The 20,147-nt window shown below is 62.2% G+C and carries 16 protein-coding genes, 1 tRNA gene and 1 pseudogene; 11 read left to right on the forward strand and 7 right to left on the reverse strand.

Going from position 1 to position 20,147, the window contains the following annotated elements; genetic code table 11:
- Positions 1–237: 237 nt before the first annotated feature.
- From ACROHD_RS19290 to ACROHD_RS19315, 6 genes are all read right to left on the reverse strand, one after another.
- Positions 238–639, reverse strand: coding sequence for a thermonuclease family protein (locus ACROHD_RS19290; protein ID WP_432680043.1), 402 nt, complete (start codon positions 637–639; stop codon positions 238–240).
- A gap of 178 nt (positions 640–817) precedes the next feature.
- Positions 818–892 (reverse strand) — tRNA-Glu (locus ACROHD_RS19295).
- A 117-nt stretch (positions 893–1,009) separates the two neighbouring features.
- Entirely contained in the window at positions 1,010–2,755 is a 1,746-nt protein-coding gene (recJ, locus tag ACROHD_RS19300; RefSeq protein WP_432680044.1) for a single-stranded-DNA-specific exonuclease RecJ, read from the reverse strand.
- Positions 2,756–2,758: 3 nt separating this feature from the next.
- Positions 2,759–3,724, reverse strand: a complete 966-nt coding sequence (gene glpX / locus ACROHD_RS19305; RefSeq protein ID WP_432680045.1) for a class II fructose-bisphosphatase — start codon at positions 3,722–3,724, stop codon at positions 2,759–2,761.
- A gap of 123 nt (positions 3,725–3,847) precedes the next feature.
- On the reverse strand, positions 3,848–5,134 hold the full coding sequence (locus ACROHD_RS19310; protein ID WP_432680046.1) for a homoserine dehydrogenase: 1,287 nt from the start codon (positions 5,132–5,134) through the stop codon (positions 3,848–3,850).
- Positions 5,135–5,217: 83 nt separating this feature from the next.
- A complete protein-coding gene (locus ACROHD_RS19315; RefSeq protein WP_432680047.1) occupies positions 5,218–5,472 on the reverse strand; it encodes a hypothetical protein in 255 nt (84 codons plus the stop codon).
- 119 nt (positions 5,473–5,591) lie between these two features.
- Between ACROHD_RS19315 and ACROHD_RS19320 the strand changes: the two genes are divergently transcribed.
- The 3 genes from ACROHD_RS19320 (at position 5,592) to ACROHD_RS19330 (ending at position 8,268) form a co-directional block, all read left to right on the forward strand.
- On the forward strand, positions 5,592–6,173 hold the full coding sequence (locus tag ACROHD_RS19320) for a TetR/AcrR family transcriptional regulator (RefSeq protein WP_432680048.1): 582 nt from the start codon (positions 5,592–5,594) through the stop codon (positions 6,171–6,173).
- 158 nt (positions 6,174–6,331) lie between these two features.
- Complete coding sequence (locus tag ACROHD_RS19325) at positions 6,332–7,492, forward strand: M24 family metallopeptidase (RefSeq protein WP_432680049.1); 1,161 nt, start codon at positions 6,332–6,334, stop codon at positions 7,490–7,492.
- Entirely contained in the window at positions 7,489–8,268 is a 780-nt protein-coding gene (locus tag ACROHD_RS19330; protein WP_432680050.1) for a carbon-nitrogen hydrolase family protein, read from the forward strand. The genes ACROHD_RS19325 and ACROHD_RS19330 overlap by 4 nt, the downstream gene beginning before the upstream one ends.
- A 163-nt stretch (positions 8,269–8,431) precedes the next feature.
- On the opposite strand, the gene glyA is transcribed toward ACROHD_RS19330, so the two are convergent.
- Positions 8,432–9,727, reverse strand: a complete 1,296-nt coding sequence (gene glyA, locus ACROHD_RS19335) for a serine hydroxymethyltransferase (RefSeq protein WP_432680051.1) — start codon at positions 9,725–9,727, stop codon at positions 8,432–8,434.
- A 204-nt stretch (positions 9,728–9,931) separates the two neighbouring features.
- Between glyA and ACROHD_RS19340 the strand changes: the two genes are divergently transcribed.
- From ACROHD_RS19340 to ACROHD_RS19375, 8 genes and pseudogenes are all read left to right on the forward strand, one after another.
- A complete protein-coding gene (locus ACROHD_RS19340) occupies positions 9,932–10,699 on the forward strand; it encodes an NAD kinase (protein ID WP_432680052.1) in 768 nt (255 codons plus the stop codon).
- Between the two features lie 82 nt (positions 10,700–10,781).
- Positions 10,782–13,061 carry an NADP-dependent malic enzyme gene (locus ACROHD_RS19345; RefSeq protein WP_432680053.1) on the forward strand — a complete coding sequence of 760 codons (2,280 nt, stop codon included), beginning with the start codon at positions 10,782–10,784 and terminating at the stop codon, positions 13,059–13,061.
- Between the two features lie 273 nt (positions 13,062–13,334).
- Entirely contained in the window at positions 13,335–14,111 is a 777-nt protein-coding gene (locus ACROHD_RS19350; RefSeq protein ID WP_432680054.1) for an outer membrane protein, read from the forward strand.
- Positions 14,112–14,264: 153 nt separating this feature from the next.
- Positions 14,265–16,154 carry a propionyl-CoA synthetase gene (locus ACROHD_RS19355; protein WP_432680055.1) on the forward strand — a complete coding sequence of 630 codons (1,890 nt, stop codon included), beginning with the start codon at positions 14,265–14,267 and terminating at the stop codon, positions 16,152–16,154.
- Positions 16,155–16,286: 132 nt separating this feature from the next.
- Positions 16,287–17,795, forward strand: coding sequence for an ATP-binding protein (locus tag ACROHD_RS19360; protein ID WP_432680056.1), 1,509 nt, complete (start codon positions 16,287–16,289; stop codon positions 17,793–17,795).
- A gap of 65 nt (positions 17,796–17,860) precedes the next feature.
- Positions 17,861–18,253, forward strand: a complete 393-nt coding sequence (locus ACROHD_RS19365; protein WP_432680057.1) for a cytidine deaminase — start codon at positions 17,861–17,863, stop codon at positions 18,251–18,253.
- Between the two features lie 3 nt (positions 18,254–18,256).
- Complete coding sequence (locus tag ACROHD_RS19370; protein ID WP_432680058.1) at positions 18,257–19,564, forward strand: thymidine phosphorylase; 1,308 nt, start codon at positions 18,257–18,259, stop codon at positions 19,562–19,564.
- Positions 19,564–20,147 (forward strand): annotated as a pseudogene (locus tag ACROHD_RS19375) (phosphopentomutase); the annotation flags it as partial. The gene ACROHD_RS19370 and the pseudogene ACROHD_RS19375, both read left to right, overlap by 1 nt.

Consider the following 20,147-nt stretch of genomic DNA (forward strand, 5'->3'; position numbering starts at 1 on the left):
CGAGTGGCAGCGTCGCGCGGGGGACGATCCCGAGGTGCAGGCGCTCTTCGAGGAACTCTTGGCGAACGAATCGCAGTCGAACCTCGGGGCGTTCGTCGCGGCTGCGCAGACCCGGTAGCGTGCGGCCCGATCTGCTGGATGCTGCGGGAGCGTCCCAACCACTTCTGGTCCTACGACTTCGTTGAGAGCCGGACACACGATGGAACGAGGGTCCGGATATATGACACACGTTTGCGACTAATGGCACCAGAACTCTTCGCCGTCAGGGTAGTATCGCGCCAGGCCTTCACGGACGAGAATGTCAGCGATATCCTCACCGTCGGAACGGATGACGACGAGGATGCGGCCGTAGCGGTCCTCGCCTCGCGGCTCCAATGTTATTTCGGTGGTGTTGAGCAGTTCCATGAAGCGGCGTGACGCCTGGCTTGCCAACTGTCTCTCGACGTCGCCGCCGCAAATGTTGGTCTGCGGTTCCGGCGTATCATAGCCGAACGCGCGATATTTCTGGCCATCCAGCCAGAAGGTGTCGCCGTCCACGACGCAATTCACGCGTGGACCGGATCCGCACATGTCAATCGCCGCAGCCGATGTTGCGAGGCCCATGATCCCGAATGATGCAACTGCCAGAAGAACGCGCATGGCTTCACCTCAATGTGTTTGCGACAGTCTACCTACATGCAGACTGAGTGGCGCACCCCATGTTCTGGGTTCCAGCAAAGTCCAGCGCAGTCCGCGCTGCTTTGGGGGATTTTGTGGGGGATGTAGCTGCGGTAAAAATCGATATACTCATAGAAAACAATAATTTGTCGGAAAGCCGTGGCAGCCCGTAGGGGAATCGAACCCCTCTTTCCAGGTTGAAAACCTGGCGTCCTAACCGATAGACGAACGGGCCACTCTTGATTGCCAGCGGGCGGTCAGCGCCGCGCCGTGTCTGGCGTGAGGCGGTGTTTATGAAAAGGTCGGGGGCCGCGCAAGGGGAAAAACCACGCGCGCTGCAACTTTTTTGCGGTCAGGCAGGGGCGGCGTCTTCCAGCTTTAGCTGTACGCTTTGACGGCCGTTCCAGTGGTTGACCTCGATGCGCCCGGCAAAGTGAAATGGACGGCCATTGTGGCTTTGCAGCATGTCCGCAAGCCCGGTGGCGCGGGCGTTGAAGGCGATGGCATCCATGACGGTCTGGCCACCATCGGAAAAGCTGAGTTTCAGGTGCCCGTCGCCCACGGGCTTGGTGAACCTGATGTTTTGCGCGGGAAAGGCGAATCGTGGGGCAGAGGCGCCAGCGCCATAGGGCCCTGCGGCCTCCAGCATCTCGATCAGATCGAGCGTGGCGCCGCCGGGCATCAGCAGCCCGTCGATGCGCAGATCGGCAGGGCCGGCATCGCCCGCGCCCTGGCGGGCCAGAAGGTCGGACAACCGCGCCATGGCCGGTTCCAGCTGCGCACGGGTGAGGCTAAGCCCGGCCGCCATCCGGTGACCGCCACCCTTGGTGATCAGCTCCTCGGCCGCGAGTTTCTGGATCGATGCGCCCAGGTCCACGCCAGCGATGGACCGGCCAGACCCTTTGCCCTCGTCACCATCGAAGCCGATCACCACGGCGGGGCGGTTGGTGGCCTCTTTCAGGCGGCTGGCGACAATGCCCACAACACCGGGGTGCCAGCCATCCTCGGCGGCCCATACCAATGGCGCCTCGAGCCCGCGCGCCTCGGCCTGTTCCAAAGCGGCGTCGCGGACACGGGTTTCGATTTCTCGGCGGTCGGTGTTGAGGTCATCGAGCAGCTTGGCCAGCTGCATCGCCTCGCCCATATCGGCGGTCGCCAGCAGTCGCGCACCCAGATCGGCCTTGCCGATCCGTCCACCTGCGTTGATCCGGGGCCCAAGCACATAGCCAAGGTGGTAGGATGTCGGGGCGCGGTCCAGTCGTCCCACATCTGACAGGGCCACAAGGCCGGGGCGGTTGCGGCGGGCCATCACGGTCAGCCCCTGTCGCACGAAGGCACGGTTGACGCCGGTCAGCTGCGCCACATCGGCAACTGTCGCAAGCGCCACAAGGTCGAGCATCGCCATCAGGTCTGGACCAGCGGTGCCGTCTGACCGCATCTGACGGTTGGCCTCGACCAGCATAAGGAAGACGACGGCGGCGGCACAGAGATGCCCGAGCGCGCCATCTTCATCCTGCCGATTAGGGTTCACCACGGCCACACAATCGGGCAGATCAGCGCCGCCAAGATGGTGATCCAGCACGATCACATCCGCGCCTTTGGCGGCGGCAATTGGACCGTGCGACAGGGTTCCGCAATCGACGCAGATAATCAGGCTATGCTCGCGCGCCAGCGCCTCCATCGCCTCTTCATTGGGGCCATATCCTTCGTCGATCCGATCCGGTACATAGAGCGTCGCACCCCGGCCCATCTGGCGCAGCCAATCGATCAGCAGCGCGGCAGAGCTTCCGCCATCGACGTCGTAATCGGCAAAGATAGCCACCCGTTCCCGCATTTTGACGGCCTGAAGGAAACGCGCGGCGGCGGTTTCCATGTCTTTCAGCGATCGCGGGTCGGGCAACAGGTCACGCAGGGCGGGGGCCAGAAATCCCTTTGCGGTTTCGGGGGCCACGCCCCGCCGGGCCAGAACTCGCGCCACGGGGGGCGGCAGGTCTGCCTGTTGTGCGAGAGCCTCGGCAAGGCGCTCCTCATCCGCGCTCAGTCCGACCCACCGGCGGCCGGTGATCGAGCTTTCGACGTCGAGGAACGCCTGTGCCATGCCTTAGCGAGACGGGTTGCGGTAGATCATCTTGCGCACCGATCCGGTCTTGGACCGCATCAGAAGCGTTTCAACGGTCAGCCAGCCCACTTCGCGCTTGATGCCGTTCAGGATAGATCCGTTGGTCACGCCAGTGGCCGAGAAGATCACGTCCTGCGTCACCATCTCGTCGCGCGAATAGATGCGGTCCAGATCGGTGATGCCTGTTTTGGCGGCGCGGGCGCGTTCGTCATCGTTGCGGAAGACGAGCTGGCCATACATCTGCCCGCCCATACATTTCAGCGCAGCGGCGGCCAGAACACCCTCGGGGGCGCCACCACGGCCCATATACATGTCGATTCCGGTGATGTCGGGTTCTGCGCAATGCATGACGCCTGCCACATCACCATCGGTGATCAGTCGGATCGCGGCACCGGTGCCGCGCACCTCCTCGATCATTTGCTCATGCCGGGGGCGTTCGAGGATGCAGACGGTGATATCCGACGGCAGGCAACCCTTGGCGTTGGCCAGTGCCGAAACGCGTGTGGCCGGGTCCATGTCCAGCGTCACGATCCCGTCCGGATAGCCCGGCCCGATGGCCAGCTTGTCCATATAGGTGTCGGGCGCATGCAGCATCGACCCGCGCGGACCCATGGCGATAACCGTCAGCGCGTTCGGCATGTCCTTGGCGGTCAGGGTCGTGCCCTCCAGCGGGTCAAGCGCGATATCAACGGCGGGGCCGGTGCCGGTGCCGACCTCTTCACCGATATAGAGCATCGGGGCTTCGTCGCGCTCACCCTCGCCAATCACGACCATCCCGGCGATATCCAGCATGTTCAGCTGGTCGCGCATGGCGTTGACCGCCGCCTGATCCGCAGCTTTCTCGTCGCCGCGCCCGATAAGCTTGGCTGAAGCGATGGCAGCGGCCTCGGACACACGGGCGAGGCCGAGGGACAACATGCGGTCATTGAAATCGGTGGGATGGGACATTTGCGAAAATCCAGTTTCTCTTTGGTCGTTTGGAAATTACTACCCCGCGCCGGACCTTCGGCACAAGGCGGGGCAATGCCCCGTGACGTTTACGCTCAGCCTGTTTCGGCTCTGTGACGACGTTCAGACGTTCTCAATACGCAGTGCGACGGGCTGGCCGATCACCACATCGGTCTTCGGCAGAGCCTCTAGCGCGTCTTGCAACGAGGGTGCGGCAACCTTGTGGGTGACGATCAAAACCGGCGCGTCGGTGCTGCCATGGCTGCGCTGGCGCATCCGATCGATGGAAATGCCGCAATCGCCCAGAACAGCGGCGACCTTGGCCAGCGCACCGGGTTTGTCCTTGAGCGTCAGGCGCAGGTAATAGGGCGCTGCGGTCGCGACAGCGGCGCGGTTGGCCTTGACCAGCGTTGTGGCGGGTTGGCCGAAGGTGGGCAGGCGGATGCCACGCGCAATGTCCAGAACATCGGACATGACGGCGCTGGCAGTCGGGCCTTCGCCCGCACCCGCACCACGCAGCACGATCTGGCCGACGCTGTCGCCTTCCAGCACCACCATGTTGGTGCCGCCTTCCAATTGACCAAGCGGGCTGTTTTCCGGCACCAGACACGGCGTCATACGCTGTTCCAGCCCGCGGCCGGTCATGCGGGTGACTCCCAAGAGCTTGATGCGGAAGCCCATTTCAGCGGCCTGGTTGATGTCTTCGATGGTCACTTGGCCGATGCCTTCCAGCGCAACCCCGTCGAAATCAACCTGGGTTCCGAACGCGATGGACGACAGAAGCGCCAGCTTGTGGCCTGCATCGATGCCGCCAACGTCCAGATTTGGATCAGCCTCCAGATAGCCGAGCAGGTTGGCCTCTTCGAAAACCTCGTCATAGGACAGTCCGGCCGACTGCATCCGCGTCAGGATATAGTTGCAGGTGCCGTTCATGACGCCCATGACGCGGGAAATTTCGTTGCCCGCCAGCCCCTCGGTCAGGGCCTTGATGACCGGGATGCCACCGGCGACGGCAGCTTCGAACCGGATCACACGGCCAGCGGCTTCAGCGGCTTCGGCCAGGGCCTGGCCATGATGAGCCAGCATTGCCTTGTTGGCGGTGACAACATCCTTTCCAGCGGCAATTGCGGCCTCGGTCGCGTCCTTGGCGGGGCCTTCATCGCCGCCCACAAGTTCCACGAACACATCCACATCATCGCGGGTAGCCAAAGCCACCGGATCGTCCTCCCACACGTAACCCGAAATATCGACATCGCGATTCTTCGATTTACTGCGGGCGGACACGGCCGAGATCGTCACCGGGCGTCCGCTGCGAGCGGCCAGAAGATCAGCCTTTTGCTGGACGATCTTCACAACGCCCACGCCCACGGTCCCAAGCCCGGCGATGCCAAGGCGAAGCGGGTCTGTCATGGATGATCCTCCGGCTGTCTGATTTGGTCACTTTTTACGTCTGTTAGCGGCAATGACCGGTCGGCGCAACGTGGCCCGGGGGCTTAATTGACGCTGAGCGCGCGCAAAATAGCAGCACGGCGTCGCAGGTCGGCGGCGCGCCATTCCAGTGTGCGGCCTTCAGTATCGGCGGCACGGGGACCGAGCGCTTCGGCTCCGGTCATCAACGGACCGAGCGGCACCAGCTCCGGCCAGGGTGCGGCGCGGCTGGTTTCTGTGATGGAGGCATCAAGTTCCGGCGCGCGAATCGAGCAAGCGGACAGCACCAGCAGGAAGCAAATACAGATCACGGCGCGCATGGCGGCCCTCACAGCAGGAACGAGCCCTTCCGTGATAGCGCGAGCAGGTGGGAAAGGTCCAGCGCCATGGCTGAATTGAACATCTGTTCATATCCCGAAAGGGCCGCTAATCTGCGGCCATGGCACGTAAACAAGGCTCTCATGCTGAAACCACCGGCCCCAAGGTCCGCGACGCTGCGCTGAAACTATTCGCGCGGCATGGGTTTGCCGCCGTTTCGATGCGTCAGATTGCAAAGGAAGTGGGGGTGCAGGCGGGGGCGCTCTACCTCTACACCCCGGACAAACAGACGCTGTTGTTTGATCTGATGCGGGACCATCTGGAACATCTGCTGAGTCACTGGCAGGTGCCGGACGGTGCGCCGCTGGCGCAGCTGGAAGATTTCTGCCGCCACCATATCCGCTATCACCTGGACCGGCCCGAACTCGTCTTCATCGCCTACATGGAGTTGCGCAACCTTGAACCGGAGAATTTCGCCGTGATCGAGGGATTGCGACGCCAGTATGAGGACCGGTTGCAGGAGATTTTGCAGCGCGGGCAGGCGAGCGGCGATTTTGCTGTCTCCGACAGCAAGCTGGCAACGATGGCTATCATCGCCATGCTAACCGGGGTCAACACCTGGTACCGCGAGGGCGGACGTCTGGCGCGGGCCGATGTGGAAGGCATCTACTGGGATATGGTGCGCAAGGCGGTTTCCGCCTGAAGGATTTCGCCGTGCCTTCGGCACGTCGACCGGCGCCGCGCCCACCCCTGCGGGCCGGGCGCGGGACAACTTGTCCCTCAGCGACACCTGAGGGCCGCGAATTGGCATGCATCCGACGCTGACGCGCGCAGGCTGGTTTGCAGCAAAAAGGGAAAACTATGCTGGAAGAAGCCAAAAACAGACACGCCCGGTTTCAGGAAAAACTTGCTGAAGCCGGTATCGAAGTGGCTCTGATCACCGATGAGGCGTCAATTGGGTATCTTGCCGGCTTCTGGGGTTATCTCTCGGTCGAGTTCGGTCGGCCCACGGCGATGGTGGTGCGCCCCGACGCGGACCCCGTTGTCATCACCCCATTGATGGAAAGCGAGATGGTCGCGGCAATGACCTGGGTTGAGGATATCGTGACCTGGGAAGATATGGGCAACAATCACTGGGTGCATGTGCTGCCTAAGGTGTTGGGTCAGGCGTCTCGCGTCGCGGTGGAAAAGGGCACGTTGCCAGCGCCCTTGCGAAACTGGTTTGACGAGCAGATGCCGGGGACGGAATTGACGGATGTGTCGCCCGTGCTTGGGGCCATGCGGATGATCAAATCTCCCGCCGAGATCGACGTGATGCGGGCCGCCGGGCAGATTGCGGGCGCGATGATGGGGGCGGCCCATGGCGCGCTGGCCGCGGATGTGCCGGAATACGAGGCGGCCCTAGCGGTGATCGACGCGGGCACCCGCAAGGCGGCAGGCTTCCTGACAGATAAGGGGTGGGAGGCCTTCGTGTCGCCGATGATCCAGGGCCTGCAGATCATGCAGTCGGGCAGTGACACCTCGATGGTGCATCGCCGTGCCAGCGTGAAGCGGCTGGCCCCCGGCGATCCGGTCTATTTCTGTTTCTGCAACATGGCTCAGTTCAAGCTCTACAAACTTGGGTTCGACCGGATGTTCTTCATCGAACATGCCAGCGACGCGGCAATCCGGGTGCAACAGGCCGCCATCGATGCGCAGCAGGCGGCGATTGCGGCGATCCGGCCGGGAGTGAGCGCCGAAAGCGTGGCCGAAGCGGCAAATGAGGTTTATCGGGCGCGCGGCTATGAGACCGGCTATCGCACCGGGCGCTCGATCGGGATGAGCTATCTGGAAGCACCAGAGCTGAAGGCAGGCGACCGGACCATCCTGCAACCGGGCATGACCTTCGCCGTGGATGGTGGCATCTCGCTCGACGGACAATGTGGCGGGCGGATCGGGGACTCAATCGTCGTGACAGAGGCCGGCGCCGAGTATCTGACCGAGTATCCGCGAGAAATCCTTTATTCAGGGCAGTTGCCATGAAGGCGGGCGTCTTCCAGAGCGACGGGGCAGGGCTGAGCCGCGCCGACCGTCTGGAGATGCTGGAGGATGCCATCGCGGGGGAAGGGCTGGACGTGGTGCTTTGCCCGGAGCTCTTTGCCTGCGGCTATCACATAGGTGACGCGGTGGCACGGCTGGCAGAACCGGCGGACGGACCGTTTGCGCAGGCCGTGCAAGCCCTGGCGGCGCGGGTCGGGACGGCCGTGCTTTACGGTTATGCGGAGCGCGATGGCGACCGCGTCTACAATTCCGCGCAGCTGATCGGGCCAAACGGCCGGATCGCCCATCACCGCAAGCTGGTGATCCCGCCGGGGCCGGAGAGCGGGCGCTTTGCCGAGGGGCAGGGCTGCGCGGTGTTTGAGTTTGCCGGGATGCGCTGTGCCATTTTGATTTGCTACGATGCGGAATTCCCGGAAGGGCCGCGTGCGGCGGCACTGGCCGGGGCGGAGGTGCTCTTCGTGCCGACGGCGCTGTCGGATCAGTGGGGCAATGTCTCACGCGAGGTGATGCCGGCGCGCGGCTTCGAAAACGGGCTGTGGCTGCTCTATGCCAACCATGCGGGCGAGGAGAACGGGCTGCGTTACTACGGCGGCAGCCGGGTCGTGGGGCCAGTGGGGCAGAGCGTGGCAGTGGCCGGAAACGCACCAGAACTGATCACTGCAGAGCTTGACCCCGATGCCGTGCATGCGGCGCGGGCGCGGTTGCCGTACCTCGTCGATCGGGCAGGGTTGATGGCGCGATTGTCTTCGAACGGCTAGCGGTTTCGCCGCCTGGCGGCGTCGACCGGGGAACGCATCGCGTCAGGCCCCGTTGGGGCCCTCCTTGCTGCGTGCTGCCGCAGCAGTTTGGGAAAGGTCGGCTTCAAAGGAAAAGGCCGCCCCGGTGGTGGGGCGGCCTTCTGTGTCTTGCATCAAATGGCGATCAGAGATCGGGGTAAAGCGGGAAATGCGCACAGAGCGCGGCGACTTCCGCCTTCACTTTTTCCTCGACCTCGGCATTGCCGTCCTCGCCATTGGCTGCCAGCCCATCGACCACTTCGACGATCCAATCGGCGATTTGGCGGAACTCTGCCTCACCGAAGCCGCGCGTGGTGCCTGCAGGCGTACCAAGGCGGATGCCCGAAGTGACCATCGGTTTTTCCGGGTCGAAGGGGATGCCGTTCTTGTTGCAGGTGATGTGTGCGCGGCCGAGCGCCTTCTCGGTCGCGTTGCCCTTGACGCCTTTGGGGCGCAGGTCCACCAGCATCACATGGGTGTCGGTGCCACCGGTGACGATATCCAGGCCGCCCTTCATCAGTTGGTCGGCCAGTGCCACGGCATTGGCGCGCACCTGCTTCTGGTAGGCTTTGAACTCGGGGCGCAGGGCCTCACCGAAGGCCACGGCCTTGCCCGCGATCACATGCATCAGGGGGCCACCCTGGATGCCGGGGAAAATGGCGGAGTTGACCTTTTTGGCGATGGTTTCGTCATTGGTGACGATCATGCCGCCGCGGGGCCCGCGCAGGGTCTTGTGCGTGGTGGTGGTGGCGACATCCGCATAGGGGAAGGGCGAGGGGTGTTCGCCTGCTGCCACGAGACCTGCGAAATGGGCCATGTCGACCATCAGGTAGGCACCGACGCTGTCGGCAATCTCACGGAACTTCGCAAAGTCGATCTGGCGTGGGATGGCAGAGCCACCGGCGATGATCAGCTTGGGCTGGTGTTCGGTGGCCAGTTCCTGCACCTGGTCGTAGTCGATGCGGCTGTCCTGCGGGCGAACACCATACTGAATGGCGTTGAACCACTTGCCGGACTGGTTGGGTTTTGCGCCATGGGTCAGGTGGCCACCGGCATCAAGGCTCATGCCCAGAATGGTATCGCCGGGCTGCAAAAGCGCGGTGAATACACCCTGGTTGGCCTGAGAGCCGGAATTCGGCTGGACGTTGGCATATTCACAGCCAAACAGCTGCTTGGCGCGGTCAATGGCCAGATCTTCGGCGATGTCCACGAACTGGCAGCCGCCATAGTAGCGACGGCCCGGATAGCCCTCGGCGTATTTGTTGGTCATCACCGAGCCCTGCGCTTCCATAACGGCGCGGCTGACGATGTTCTCGGACGCGATCAGCTCGATCTCGTCGCGCTGACGGCCAAGCTCCTTGGTGATGGCACCGAAGATTTCCGGGTCGCGGGTGGCGAGGGTCTCGGTGAAGAAACCAGCGTCGCGGTGGGGCGCGGTCATGGCCTGTCTCCCTTTTGAAGGCGATGAGGGTTGTTTGGCTGCATCTACCCAATGCGCGGGCGGCAAGGAAGCCCGGAAACCGGCGCATTTCGTCTCAGGAACGTCCACTATAGGAAACTTCGCGGTCGCCCTGATCGAATCCGGGATTGAGTTTCTTTCCCTCACGGGTGAACACTGGCGGGAACCAGAACCGCCGGAGACGCCATGCCCGCCGCCCGCAACATCAGCTTTCTCGCCTCGGATGCGTCGATCGCGCAGGAGGCACGGGTGCGTCTGGCAGCCCGCTATGGTCAGCATGATCCGAGGGAGGCAGATGTGATCGTGGCGCTTGGAGGCGACGGGTTCATGCTGTCGACGCTGCACAGCACCCAGGAACTGGACGCTCCGGTTTACGGGATGAACAGGGGCACGGTCGGGTTCTTGATGAACGAATATGCGGAAGACGGGCTGATCGAACGCCTTGAAGCGGCAGAAGAGGCGGTGATCAATCCACTGCACATGAAAGCCGTTCAGGCGGGTGGCAAGGTGACGGAAGCATTGGCCATCAACGAGGTTAGCTTGCTGCGTGCGGGCCCACAGGCGGCGCGGCTGCAAATCTGGGTCGATGGCCGGATGCGGATGGAAGAGCTGGTCTGCGACGGGGCGTTGGTGTGCACGCCTGCGGGGTCCACGGCCTATAACTATTCCGCACATGGACCGATCCTGCCCATAGGCTCCGACGTGTTGGCTCTGACTGCGATGGCGGCGTTTCGGCCCCGGCGCTGGCGTGGGGCGCTGTTGCCCAAGAACGCGGTCGTGCGCTTTGACGTGCTGGACCACGAAAAGCGCCCGGTAATGGCGGATGCGGACAGCCGCTCGGTGGAAAATGTGGTATCGGTGGAAATCCGGTCTGATCCGGAGATCGGCCACCGCATCCTGTTTGACCCCGGTCACGGGCTGGAAGAACGGCTGATCCGAGAGCAATTTGCCTGACGCGATCCGCGACCTTGGACCGCCTTTTCCCTTGTCGATAGATATAGTTTAACGTTAAACAAGTTTCCGGAGGGCCTGTTGTATGACCGATGACAAGAACGATGCGTTTCGCCAGGGCGCGCTAGATTACCACGAGTTTCCCAAGCCAGGTAAGCTGGAGATCCGGGCGACAAAGCCTTTGGCGAATGGCCGCGATCTTGCACGGGCCTACAGCCCCGGCGTGGCGGAAGCCTGTACCGAGATTGCAAAAAACCCTGCCGATGCATCGCGTTACACGGCGCGCGGCAACCTGGTTGCGGTGGTCACGAACGGCTCGGCGGTTCTTGGTCTTGGCAATATTGGGGCGCTGGCGTCAAAGCCGGTGATGGAAGGCAAGGCCGTTCTTTTCAAGAAATTCGCCAATGTGGATTGCTTCGATATCGAGGTCAACGAATCCGACCCCTACAAGCTGGCTGAAATCGTCTGCGCGCTGGAACCCACCTTTGGCGCGATCAATCTGGAAGACATCAAGGCCCCCGATTGCTTTATCGTCGAGAAGATCTGCCGCGAACGGATGGGCATTCCGGTTTTTCACGATGACCAGCATGGTACGGCGATCGTTGTCGGTGCTGCGGCCACCAATGCGCTGCATCTGGCGGGCAAAAAGTTTGAGGATATCAAGGTTGTCTCAACCGGCGGCGGCGCAGCGGGGATTGCCTGTCTCAACATGCTGCTGAAACTGGGCGTCAAACGCGAAAACGTCTGGCTCTGCGATATCCATGGGCTGGTTTATGAAGGCCGCACCGAGGATATGAACCCGCAGAAAGCGGATTACGCGCAGGCCAGCGACCTGCGATCCTTGGATGACGTGATTGATGGAGCGGACCTGTTTCTCGGCCTGTCCGGTCCTGGCGTGCTCAAAACCTCTATGGTGGCCAAGATGGCCGCACGACCTATCGTTTTTGCGCTCGCCAATCCCACGCCAGAGATCCTGCCCGACGACGTTCGCAGCGTTGCTCCGGATGCGATCATCGCCACGGGCCGCAGCGATTTCCCCAATCAGGTCAACAACGTCCTGTGTTTCCCCTTTATCTTCCGAGGCGCGCTGGACGTTGGCGCAACCGAGATCAACGACGCTATGCAAATCGGCTGTGTCGAAGGTATCGCGGCGCTGGCCCGCGCCACGACAAGCGCCGAGGCCGCAGCAGCCTATAAGGGTGAACAGCTGACCTTTGGACCGGATTACCTGATTCCCAAACCTTTTGACCCACGCCTCATCGGGGTTGTTGCCAGTTCTGTTGCCAGGGCAGCGATGGAAAGCGGCGTGGCCGCGCGTCCGTTGGAAGACTTTGATGCCTATCGTGAGAAGCTGAACCAGTCGGTCTTCCGCTCTGCGCTGATTATGCGCCCGGTCTTCGAAGCGGCGGCCAGCACGACGCGCAAGATCGTGTTCGCAGAGGGTGAAGATGAACGGGTGTTGCGGGCTGCACAGGCCATGCTGGAAGAGATGACCGATACGCCGACCCTCATTGGCCGCCCTGAAGTGGTGCAGATGCGGATTGAGCGGGCAGGGCTGACCATCCGTCCCGACCGCGATTTCGAGCTGATCAACCCCGAAAGTGACCACCGCTATCGGGACTACTGGCAGACCTACCTCGAAAAGATGCAGCGCAATGGCGTCACACCAGACCTTGCCCGTGCCATCATGCGGACAAACACGACGGCGATTGGTGCAGTCGCAGTGAACAGGGGAGAGGCGGATTCGCTGATTTGCGGCACGTTCGGCCAGTATTTGTGGCACTTGAACTATATCACCCAGTTGCTGTCTGACGGCGGATTGCATCCTGTCGGGGCGCTCAGCCTCGTCATTCTGGAAGATGGGCCATTGTTCATCGCCGACACCCATATCCACGCGGTGCCAACCCCGCAGCAGATCGCTGAAACGGTGATCGGCGCGGCCCGGCATGTGCGCCGGTTTGGAGTTGAACCGAAGATCGCGCTGTGTTCCGGCAGCCAGTTTGGCAACCTCGACAGTGACAGCGGCCGGCGGATGCGGGCAGCGTTGGACATTCTGGACAGCATGTCGCTGGACTTCACCTATGAAGGCGAGATGCATGCCGATGCGGCGCTGGACCCGGACCTGCGAGAGCGAATCTTTCCCGGCTGCCGCCTGGAAGGCGCCGCAAACGCGCTGGTCTTTGCTTCAACCGATGCCGCAGGAGCGTCCCGTAACCTCCTGAAAATGAAGGCAGGTGGCTTGGAGGTCGGTCCGATTCTGATGGGGATGGGCAACCGTGCCCATATCGTCACACCATCGATCACCGCGCGCGGGCTGCTGAATATTTCAGCACTGGCCGGGACGCCGGTTCATCACTACGGGTAGTAATCTTTTTAATTCAAATGGTTGCCAAGTCAGGGCCAGTCGCGAAACAGCGGCTGGCCCGACTGCTTTTGGGCCACTTCAGGCGCCACCATTGCAGCAGCGCAACGCCGCAGTCTCGGCGCTGAAAAATGGGGGAGATTTCCGGAATCCAATGTGTTAACACTGGTTAATGACGCATTAACTATAGTTAAGCGATCGTTAATAATAACGCCGGGCGCCCAAAAAAACAGTCCGGCAGAGGCAACATAAGGTTTCACGAGGAGAAGCACTCCCATGCCCAGACTCTATCCTGCTTTGGCAGCGTCTGCTGCCATTGCCACTCTTGTTGCGGCTGTTCCAGCGGCAGCAGATGGCCCTTCACCACAGGTTTCCCCTACAGTCTATGAACCTGTACCGGTTCAGCAGGCATCGAACGACTTCTGGTCGGGCCTGTTCATCGGTGGTGCGCTTGGCATCGGCATGTCGCAGCACCAGTTCAGCGGCAATTTCGATTCCGTCGACCGGCTCGAGTTCTCCCATGACCTGGGCGAACATGGCGGTCTGGCGTCGATCCAGATCGGCTATACTTTCGCCATGTCGGAACGCACCTATGTGGGCGCGACCTTTGACTACACGATCTTCGACGTAAGTGCGAATTCGCACACGCAATACCTCGTGGGTGGTGCGCAGGTGACCGTTGACCAGGAAATTTCGCCTGAAAGCATGATGACAATCGGCGGACGCGTCGGGATGTTGGCCAATGAAAACACCCAGTTTTACGGTATGCTTGGTTGGTCGCGCGCCAGCTTTGGCGAGACGCATACCTATAATGGCGGCGGCGTCCTGACCGGCCTGAACAGCGCTGGATCCGGGTCTTATGAAGTGGATGGCGCAACCATCGGTGTCGGCATGGAAACCCGCTTGGGCGACCGCACCTCGCTTGGCGTCGAGTACCGCTATACGGATCTGGACGACCAGTCGATCTTCAGCAGCACAACCGGTGGCGTCTATTCGACGCAAACTTCAAACGGCGTGCAGCAGGTTCGTGTTGGCCTGAACATGCACTTCTGACATCGACCACTATCAGGTTGAACAAGCGGGGCGTCCATCCGGGCGCCCCGTTTCTTTTTGATGGGCTGCGGCAATGAAACCCTTTGTCTGCCGGCGCAGGGGCCTGTAGGTGATGCCTTAGGGGAATGCAGGACATCTTTTGGAGGAGACGACATGGGATATTCGGACGTCTATGCCGAAGCCAATGCAGACCCTGACGGTTTTTGGATGAATGCCGCCGAAGCCATTGACTGGGTCACACCGCCAACGAAGGCGCTGACCGACGACAACGCCCCGCTTTACGAATGGTTCACTGACGGAACGCTCAATGCCTGCTGGAACGCGGTGGACCGTCACGTGGAGGCCGGCCATGGCGAGCGGATCGCCATCATCCACGACAGCCCCATCACCCATTCCAAGCACGAGATCAGCTATTCTGAACTGCGCGACCACGTGGCCAGCCTTGCTGGTGCATTGCGCGCCAAGGGCGTGGAAAAGGGCGACCGGGTTATTATCTACATGCCCATGGTGCCCGAGGCACTGGAGGCGATGCTGGCCTGTTCCCGGCTTGGTGCGATCCATTCGGTCGTGTTCGGGGGCTTTGCCGCCAACGAACTGGCCGTACGCATTGACGATTGCCAGCCCAAGTGCATCATCGCCGCCTCCTGCGGGTTGGAGCCGGGCCGCGTGGTTCACTACAAGCCGCTTCTCGATGGCGCGATCGAGCAGGCCAGCCACAAGCCCGACTTCTGCGTGATCTTCCAGCGCGAACAGGAAGTCGCGCATCTGGAAGAGGGCCGCGATGTGGACTGGCACGCCTTCCAATACGGCGTTGAGCCCGCAGATTGCGTGCCCGTCGCAGGCAACCACCCGCATTACATCCTCTACACCTCTGGCACCACCGGCCAGCCCAAGGGCGTGATCCGGCACACTGGCGGGCACATGGTCGCGCTGAACTGGTCGATGCGCAATCTTTACGACATGAACCCCGGTGAGGTCTTCTGGGCGGCCTCCGATGTGGGTTGGGTCGTGGGCCACAGCTATATCTGCTACGCACCGCTGACCTTCGGCTGCACCACCATCGTGTTCGAGGGCAAGCCCGTTGGCACCCCCGATGCGGGCACCTTCTGGCGGGTTATTCAGGACCATAACGTCAAGTGTCTCTTCACCGCCCCGACCGCGCTGCGCGCTGTGAAGCGCGAAGATCCGCAAGGCGCGCTGATTGGCGATTACGACATTTCCTGTCTGGAATCGCTGTTCCTTGCGGGGGAACGGGCAGACCCTGATACGATCATCTGGGCGCAGGACAAGCTTGGCGTTCCGGTGGTTGATCACTGGTGGCAGACCGAAACCGGCTGGTGCATTGCGGGCAATCCGCTTGGGATCGAAAGACTGCCGATCAAGATCGGGTCGCCGTCGGTGCCAATGCCGGGCTATGACGTGCAGATCCTGGACGAGGGCGGTCATCCGGTCGCAGACGGAGAGCTTGGCGCCATCGCGATCAAGCTGCCGCTGCCGCCTGGCACCCTGCCGACATTGTGGAACGCCGAGGCGCGGTTCCGCAAATCCTATCTCGATCATTTCCCCGGCTACTATGAAACCGGCGATGCGGGCTACAAGGATGAGGATGGCTATCTCTACATCATGGCGCGCACCGATGACGTGATCAACGTCGCCGGTCACCGTCTGTCCACGGGTGCCATGGAAGAGGTTCTGGCTAGCCATCCGGACGTTGCAGAATGCGCCGTTATCGGTGTGGCGGATCAGCTTAAGGGCCAGATGCCCATGGGTTTCCTTTGCCTTAATGCGGGTACCCAGAAATCGGCTGAGGATGTGGTTGCGGAATGCGTAAAGCTGGTGCGAGAGAAGATCGGCCCCGTGGCGGCATTCAAGCTGGCCACCGTAGTGCAGCGCCTGCCCAAGACGCGTTCGGGCAAGATCCTGCGCGGGACCATGGTGAACATTGCGGACGGCAAGGACTACAAGATGCCTGCCACGATTGACGATCCTGCCATTCTGGATGAGATCACCGAGGCACTGAAAGAGCTTGGCTACCCCAAGTAACGCACAGCGCTGCGAGATGTTCGAAGGCCGGGCCGAACGTGTCCGGCCTTCTGCGTTGTTAACCATATCTTAACCTAAATCACGGCTGCATGGAGGCCGGGGGCGCAACGCTGCGTATGCAGGGGATGCGGTATGACACAGGATGAGACCAGGCGCGAACCCGACCCGGATGCGCGTGACCTGGAGGCGATACACGACGCCCTGCGGCTTTTTGGGCACGATATCCGCGCGGCCGTGTTGGATGTCATCGGGGGCTTGCGCCTGATGGATGTGGAGCGGCTGCCGCCGGATGCTCAGACCCAGATCGAGCGCGTGCGGATCGCCGGGGAAACCCTGGCGGAATTGGTCGATGGCGCAATGATGCTGACCTCGGGCGAAGATGGACAGGCCGCCGCTGCCAGTTTCGATTTCCGCAATTTCCTTGCCGGGATCGAGCTGCGCTGGTCGGCCAGGGCACGTGAACAGGGGCTGACCTTTCGGGTAGAGATCGAGCGCCATGTCGCTGAACGCGTGACCGTTGTACGGATCAAGCTCGACCGAATTCTCGGCAATCTCATTGCCAATGCGCTCAAGTTCACCGATGCGGGGCAAGTGATGCTTTCGGTCTGGCAGCAGGATGGCGAGATGCATTTCCGAGTGCGCGACCAGGGCAGGGGGTTTTCCGACGCGGCTTTGGAACATCTGTTCACAGCGGGCGGTCGACCCGACGGACAGGACCGGCCCGGCAGCGGCCTGGGGCTGCACATTTCCAAAGATCTTGCCGACGCGCTAGGCGGCACCCTGCGCGTGGCGAACCTGCCTGAAGGCGGCGCGGACGTGACCCTGACTTTGCCACGCAGTTCATGGGAATGCCGTGATCAGGCGGCCGATATGCCGGATCTGTCCGATTTGCGGATATTGGTGGCTGAAGATAACGAAACCAACCAGTTGCTGGTGCGCCAGATGCTCGATGCAATGGATGCGCGGATGATCCTGGCGCGCGATGGTCAGGAAACGTTGGATCTTCTGGCAAGCGAGAAAGTGGACATCGCGCTCATTGATATCGAGATGCCGAAACTGTCCGGCATCGAGGTTATGACGCGCCTGCGGGACACACCCGGATTTGACACGCCTTTGGTGGCCCTGACCGCCTATGTGATGCGCGAGAACCGCGAGGCGATCTATGCTGCCGGGGCAGATGGGGTCATCGCCAAGCCCATTCGGTCGGTCAGCGCTTTCGGTCAGGCGATCCGCCGTCACGTTGACCGCCGCGGACCGGCCCCACACTCTGTCCCTGATGCGGCTCCCAACGGCACACTCGACCGCAACCGGTTCGAGGCCATTCTTCAGGCCGCCGGTCCCTCTGGCCGGGGCGAGCTGCTCGATCATCTCTTGCAGGATCTGCGCAGCGTGCAGGACAGTCTGCAACAGGCCGTTCAGCAGAACGACACCATGACCACACGGGCGCAGAGCCATATCCTCATTTCTCTGGCCGGCGCGATCGGCGCGGATCGGCTGCAAAACATGGCCGAGGCGCTAAATGCAGCTGCCCACAAGAACCGACTGGCTGAGGCGAAAGCGTTGGTGCAAAGCTGCGAAGAGGCGCTGGCGGCCTTGATCACTCAGGTCGAGCGTCGCGCGCGTAGAGAGGATCTTCTGTAGCGGAAGGCTTGCAAGCGCCGCGTGGCAGGACCACAGTGGAAGCCAGATTTTTCGGAGGTTTCCCAATGTCCCTGGTCGACGATGCCGCCCGTGTGCGCGAAAACGCCTATGTTCCCTATTCCCGCTTCAAGGTGGGTGCCGCCATTCGCAGCACAGAGGGAAACCTGCATTTGGGCGTCAACGTCGAAAACGCCGCCTACCCGGAAGGCACCTGTGCCGAAGCCGGGGCAATTGCCGCGATGATTGCGGCGGGTGACAGCCGGATTGCCGAAATTGCCGTGATTGCCGATTGCCCGGCGCCGGTGCCGCCTTGTGGCGGCTGTCGTCAGAAACTGGCGGAATTTGCCGATCCCGCAACACCCGTCACGCTGGCCACCACCGATGGAAAACGGTTGGAAACCACCGTGGGCGACTTGCTGCCAGGGGCGTTCGGCATGGGCCATATGGAAGGGGTCTGATCCATGGACGCCCGCGAGATCCTGGCGCGGCTAAGAGTGGGAGACGCGCTAACACCAGAGCAATTCCAGTGGTTTGCCAAGGGTTTGGCGGATGGAACGGTTAGTGACTCGCAGGCCGGGGCCTTTGCCATGGCCATCTGCAAAACCCCTATCGGCAAGGACGCACGCGTCAGCCTGACCCATGCCATGCGCGACACTGGGCAGGTTCTGACATGGGACGTGGATGGGCCGGTTGTTGACAAGCACTCCACCGGCGGCGTGGGCGATACCGTGTCTCTGCCACTGGCCCCGGCTCTGGCTGCCTGCGGGGCCTATGTGCCAATGCTGTCGGGGCGCGGGCTTGGCCATACCGGCGGTACGCTCGACAAGATGGAGGCGATCCCCGGCTATCGCGCCATCATCGGCAACGAAGAGCTGCAAAAAGTTGTGCGAGAGGTGGGTTGCGCGATCGTGGGCGCGTCGGGCGAAATCGCCCCGGCGGACAAACGTCTTTACGGGGTGCGGGACGTGACCTCGACCGTGGAAAGCATCGACCTGATCACCGCATCGATCCTGTCGAAGAAATTGTCGGAGGGGCTCGATGCGCTCGTTCTCGACGTCAAGACAGGGTCGGGCGCGTTCATGGTGGATCCCGCCGATGCTTTGGCGCTGGCGCAATCGCTGGTCGATACGGCGCAGGGGGCGGGCTGCAAATGCACCGCACTGCTGACGGATATGAACCAGCCCTTGGCCACCACCGCAGGCAATGCGGTAGAAGTCATGGAGGCGATGGAGATCCTGACCGGATCAGGCGGCTCTGCGCGGCTCCGTCAAGTGACCCTGTCTCTTGGTGGCGAGCTGCTGGCGCTTGGTGGATTGGCGGCAGATGCGGCGGAGGGTGAGGCCCGGATCAACGATGCCCTCAACTCCGGCGCGGCGGCAGAGATCTTCGGTCGCATGGTTGCGGCGCTTGGCGGGCCTGCCGATTTCGTGTCGCGCTGGCGCGACCGGCTGCCCGCAGCGCCGGTGATGGTCGAAATCATGCCGAAAGAACCAGGATATGTCGCTGCCATCGACACCCGTGCCGTGGGCGAGGTGGTGGTTCATCTGGGCGGCGGACGATTGGTCCAGACCGATGCGGTGGATCACGCGGTCGGCCTGACCGATCTGGCCGGTATCGGCGAACAGGTGGACAGCGCGCGCCCGCTTGCACGCATCCATGCGCGGACCGAGCAAGAAGCCAGAGCCGCCGCAGAGGCGCTGCACCGGGCCTATCGGCTGTCGAGCAGTGCCATAGTGGTGCCGAACCTCGTTCAGGAAAGGATCGGCTGATGCCCCGCGCGTTTCTGGTGGTGATGGATTCCGTGGGCTGCGGCGGCGCGCCCGATGCCGACCGCTTCTTCAATGACGGCCATCCCGATACCGGGGCCAATACGCTCGGCCATATCGCGGCGGCCTGCGCGGCAGGCAAGGCAGAGGAGGGGCGTAGCGGTCCATTGAAGATGCCCAACCTCACAGCGCTTGGGTTGGGGCATTCGATCACCCTGGCCAGCGGCGATGACGCGCCGGGGCTGATGGTCGAGCCAAAGGGCCTATGGGGCGCCGCGACAGAAATCAGCCCCGGGAAAGACACACCCTCTGGCCATTGGGAACTGGCGGGGCTGCCGGTCCCTTGGGACTGGACCTATTTCAGCGACACCGAAAACAGCTTCCCGCCCGAGCTGATCGAAGAGGTGAAGCGCATTGCGGGCACGGACGGCATCCTCGGCAACCGCCATTCCTCCGGCACGCTCATCATCGACGTAGAGGGCGAGCGGCACCAACAAACCGGCTGGCCCATCTGCTACACCTCGGCCGACAGCGTTTTCCAGATCGCCGCGCATGAAGAAACCTTCGGCCTAGACCGGCTTTATGA

This window comes from Nioella aestuarii (genome assembly GCF_050896395.1).
Taxonomy (GTDB): Bacteria; Pseudomonadota; Alphaproteobacteria; order Rhodobacterales; family Rhodobacteraceae; genus Nioella; species Nioella aestuarii.

Excerpts from the sequence above, each read along its gene's own strand:
- ACROHD_RS19290 (WP_432680043.1), bottom strand. The coding sequence starts at position 639 with ATGCGCGTTCTTCTGGCAGTTGCATCATTCGGGATCATGGGCCTCGCA.
- recJ (WP_432680044.1), bottom strand. The coding sequence starts at position 2,755 with ATGGCACAGGCGTTCCTCGACGTCGAAAGCTCGATCACCGGCCGCCGG.
- glpX (WP_432680045.1), bottom strand. The coding sequence starts at position 3,724 with ATGTCCCATCCCACCGATTTCAATGACCGCATGTTGTCCCTCGGCCTC.
- ACROHD_RS19310 (WP_432680046.1), bottom strand. The coding sequence starts at position 5,134 with ATGACAGACCCGCTTCGCCTTGGCATCGCCGGGCTTGGGACCGTGGGC.
- ACROHD_RS19315 (WP_432680047.1), bottom strand. The coding sequence starts at position 5,472 with ATGCGCGCCGTGATCTGTATTTGCTTCCTGCTGGTGCTGTCCGCTTGC.
- ACROHD_RS19320 (WP_432680048.1), top strand. The coding sequence starts at position 5,592 with ATGGCACGTAAACAAGGCTCTCATGCTGAAACCACCGGCCCCAAGGTC.
- ACROHD_RS19325 (WP_432680049.1), top strand. The coding sequence starts at position 6,332 with ATGCTGGAAGAAGCCAAAAACAGACACGCCCGGTTTCAGGAAAAACTT.
- ACROHD_RS19330 (WP_432680050.1), top strand. The coding sequence starts at position 7,489 with ATGAAGGCGGGCGTCTTCCAGAGCGACGGGGCAGGGCTGAGCCGCGCC.
- glyA (WP_432680051.1), bottom strand. The coding sequence starts at position 9,727 with ATGACCGCGCCCCACCGCGACGCTGGTTTCTTCACCGAGACCCTCGCC.
- ACROHD_RS19340 (WP_432680052.1), top strand. The coding sequence starts at position 9,932 with ATGCCCGCCGCCCGCAACATCAGCTTTCTCGCCTCGGATGCGTCGATC.
- ACROHD_RS19345 (WP_432680053.1), top strand. The coding sequence starts at position 10,782 with ATGACCGATGACAAGAACGATGCGTTTCGCCAGGGCGCGCTAGATTAC.
- ACROHD_RS19350 (WP_432680054.1), top strand. The coding sequence starts at position 13,335 with ATGCCCAGACTCTATCCTGCTTTGGCAGCGTCTGCTGCCATTGCCACT.
- ACROHD_RS19355 (WP_432680055.1), top strand. The coding sequence starts at position 14,265 with ATGGGATATTCGGACGTCTATGCCGAAGCCAATGCAGACCCTGACGGT.
- ACROHD_RS19360 (WP_432680056.1), top strand. The coding sequence starts at position 16,287 with ATGACACAGGATGAGACCAGGCGCGAACCCGACCCGGATGCGCGTGAC.
- ACROHD_RS19365 (WP_432680057.1), top strand. The coding sequence starts at position 17,861 with ATGTCCCTGGTCGACGATGCCGCCCGTGTGCGCGAAAACGCCTATGTT.
- ACROHD_RS19370 (WP_432680058.1), top strand. The coding sequence starts at position 18,257 with ATGGACGCCCGCGAGATCCTGGCGCGGCTAAGAGTGGGAGACGCGCTA.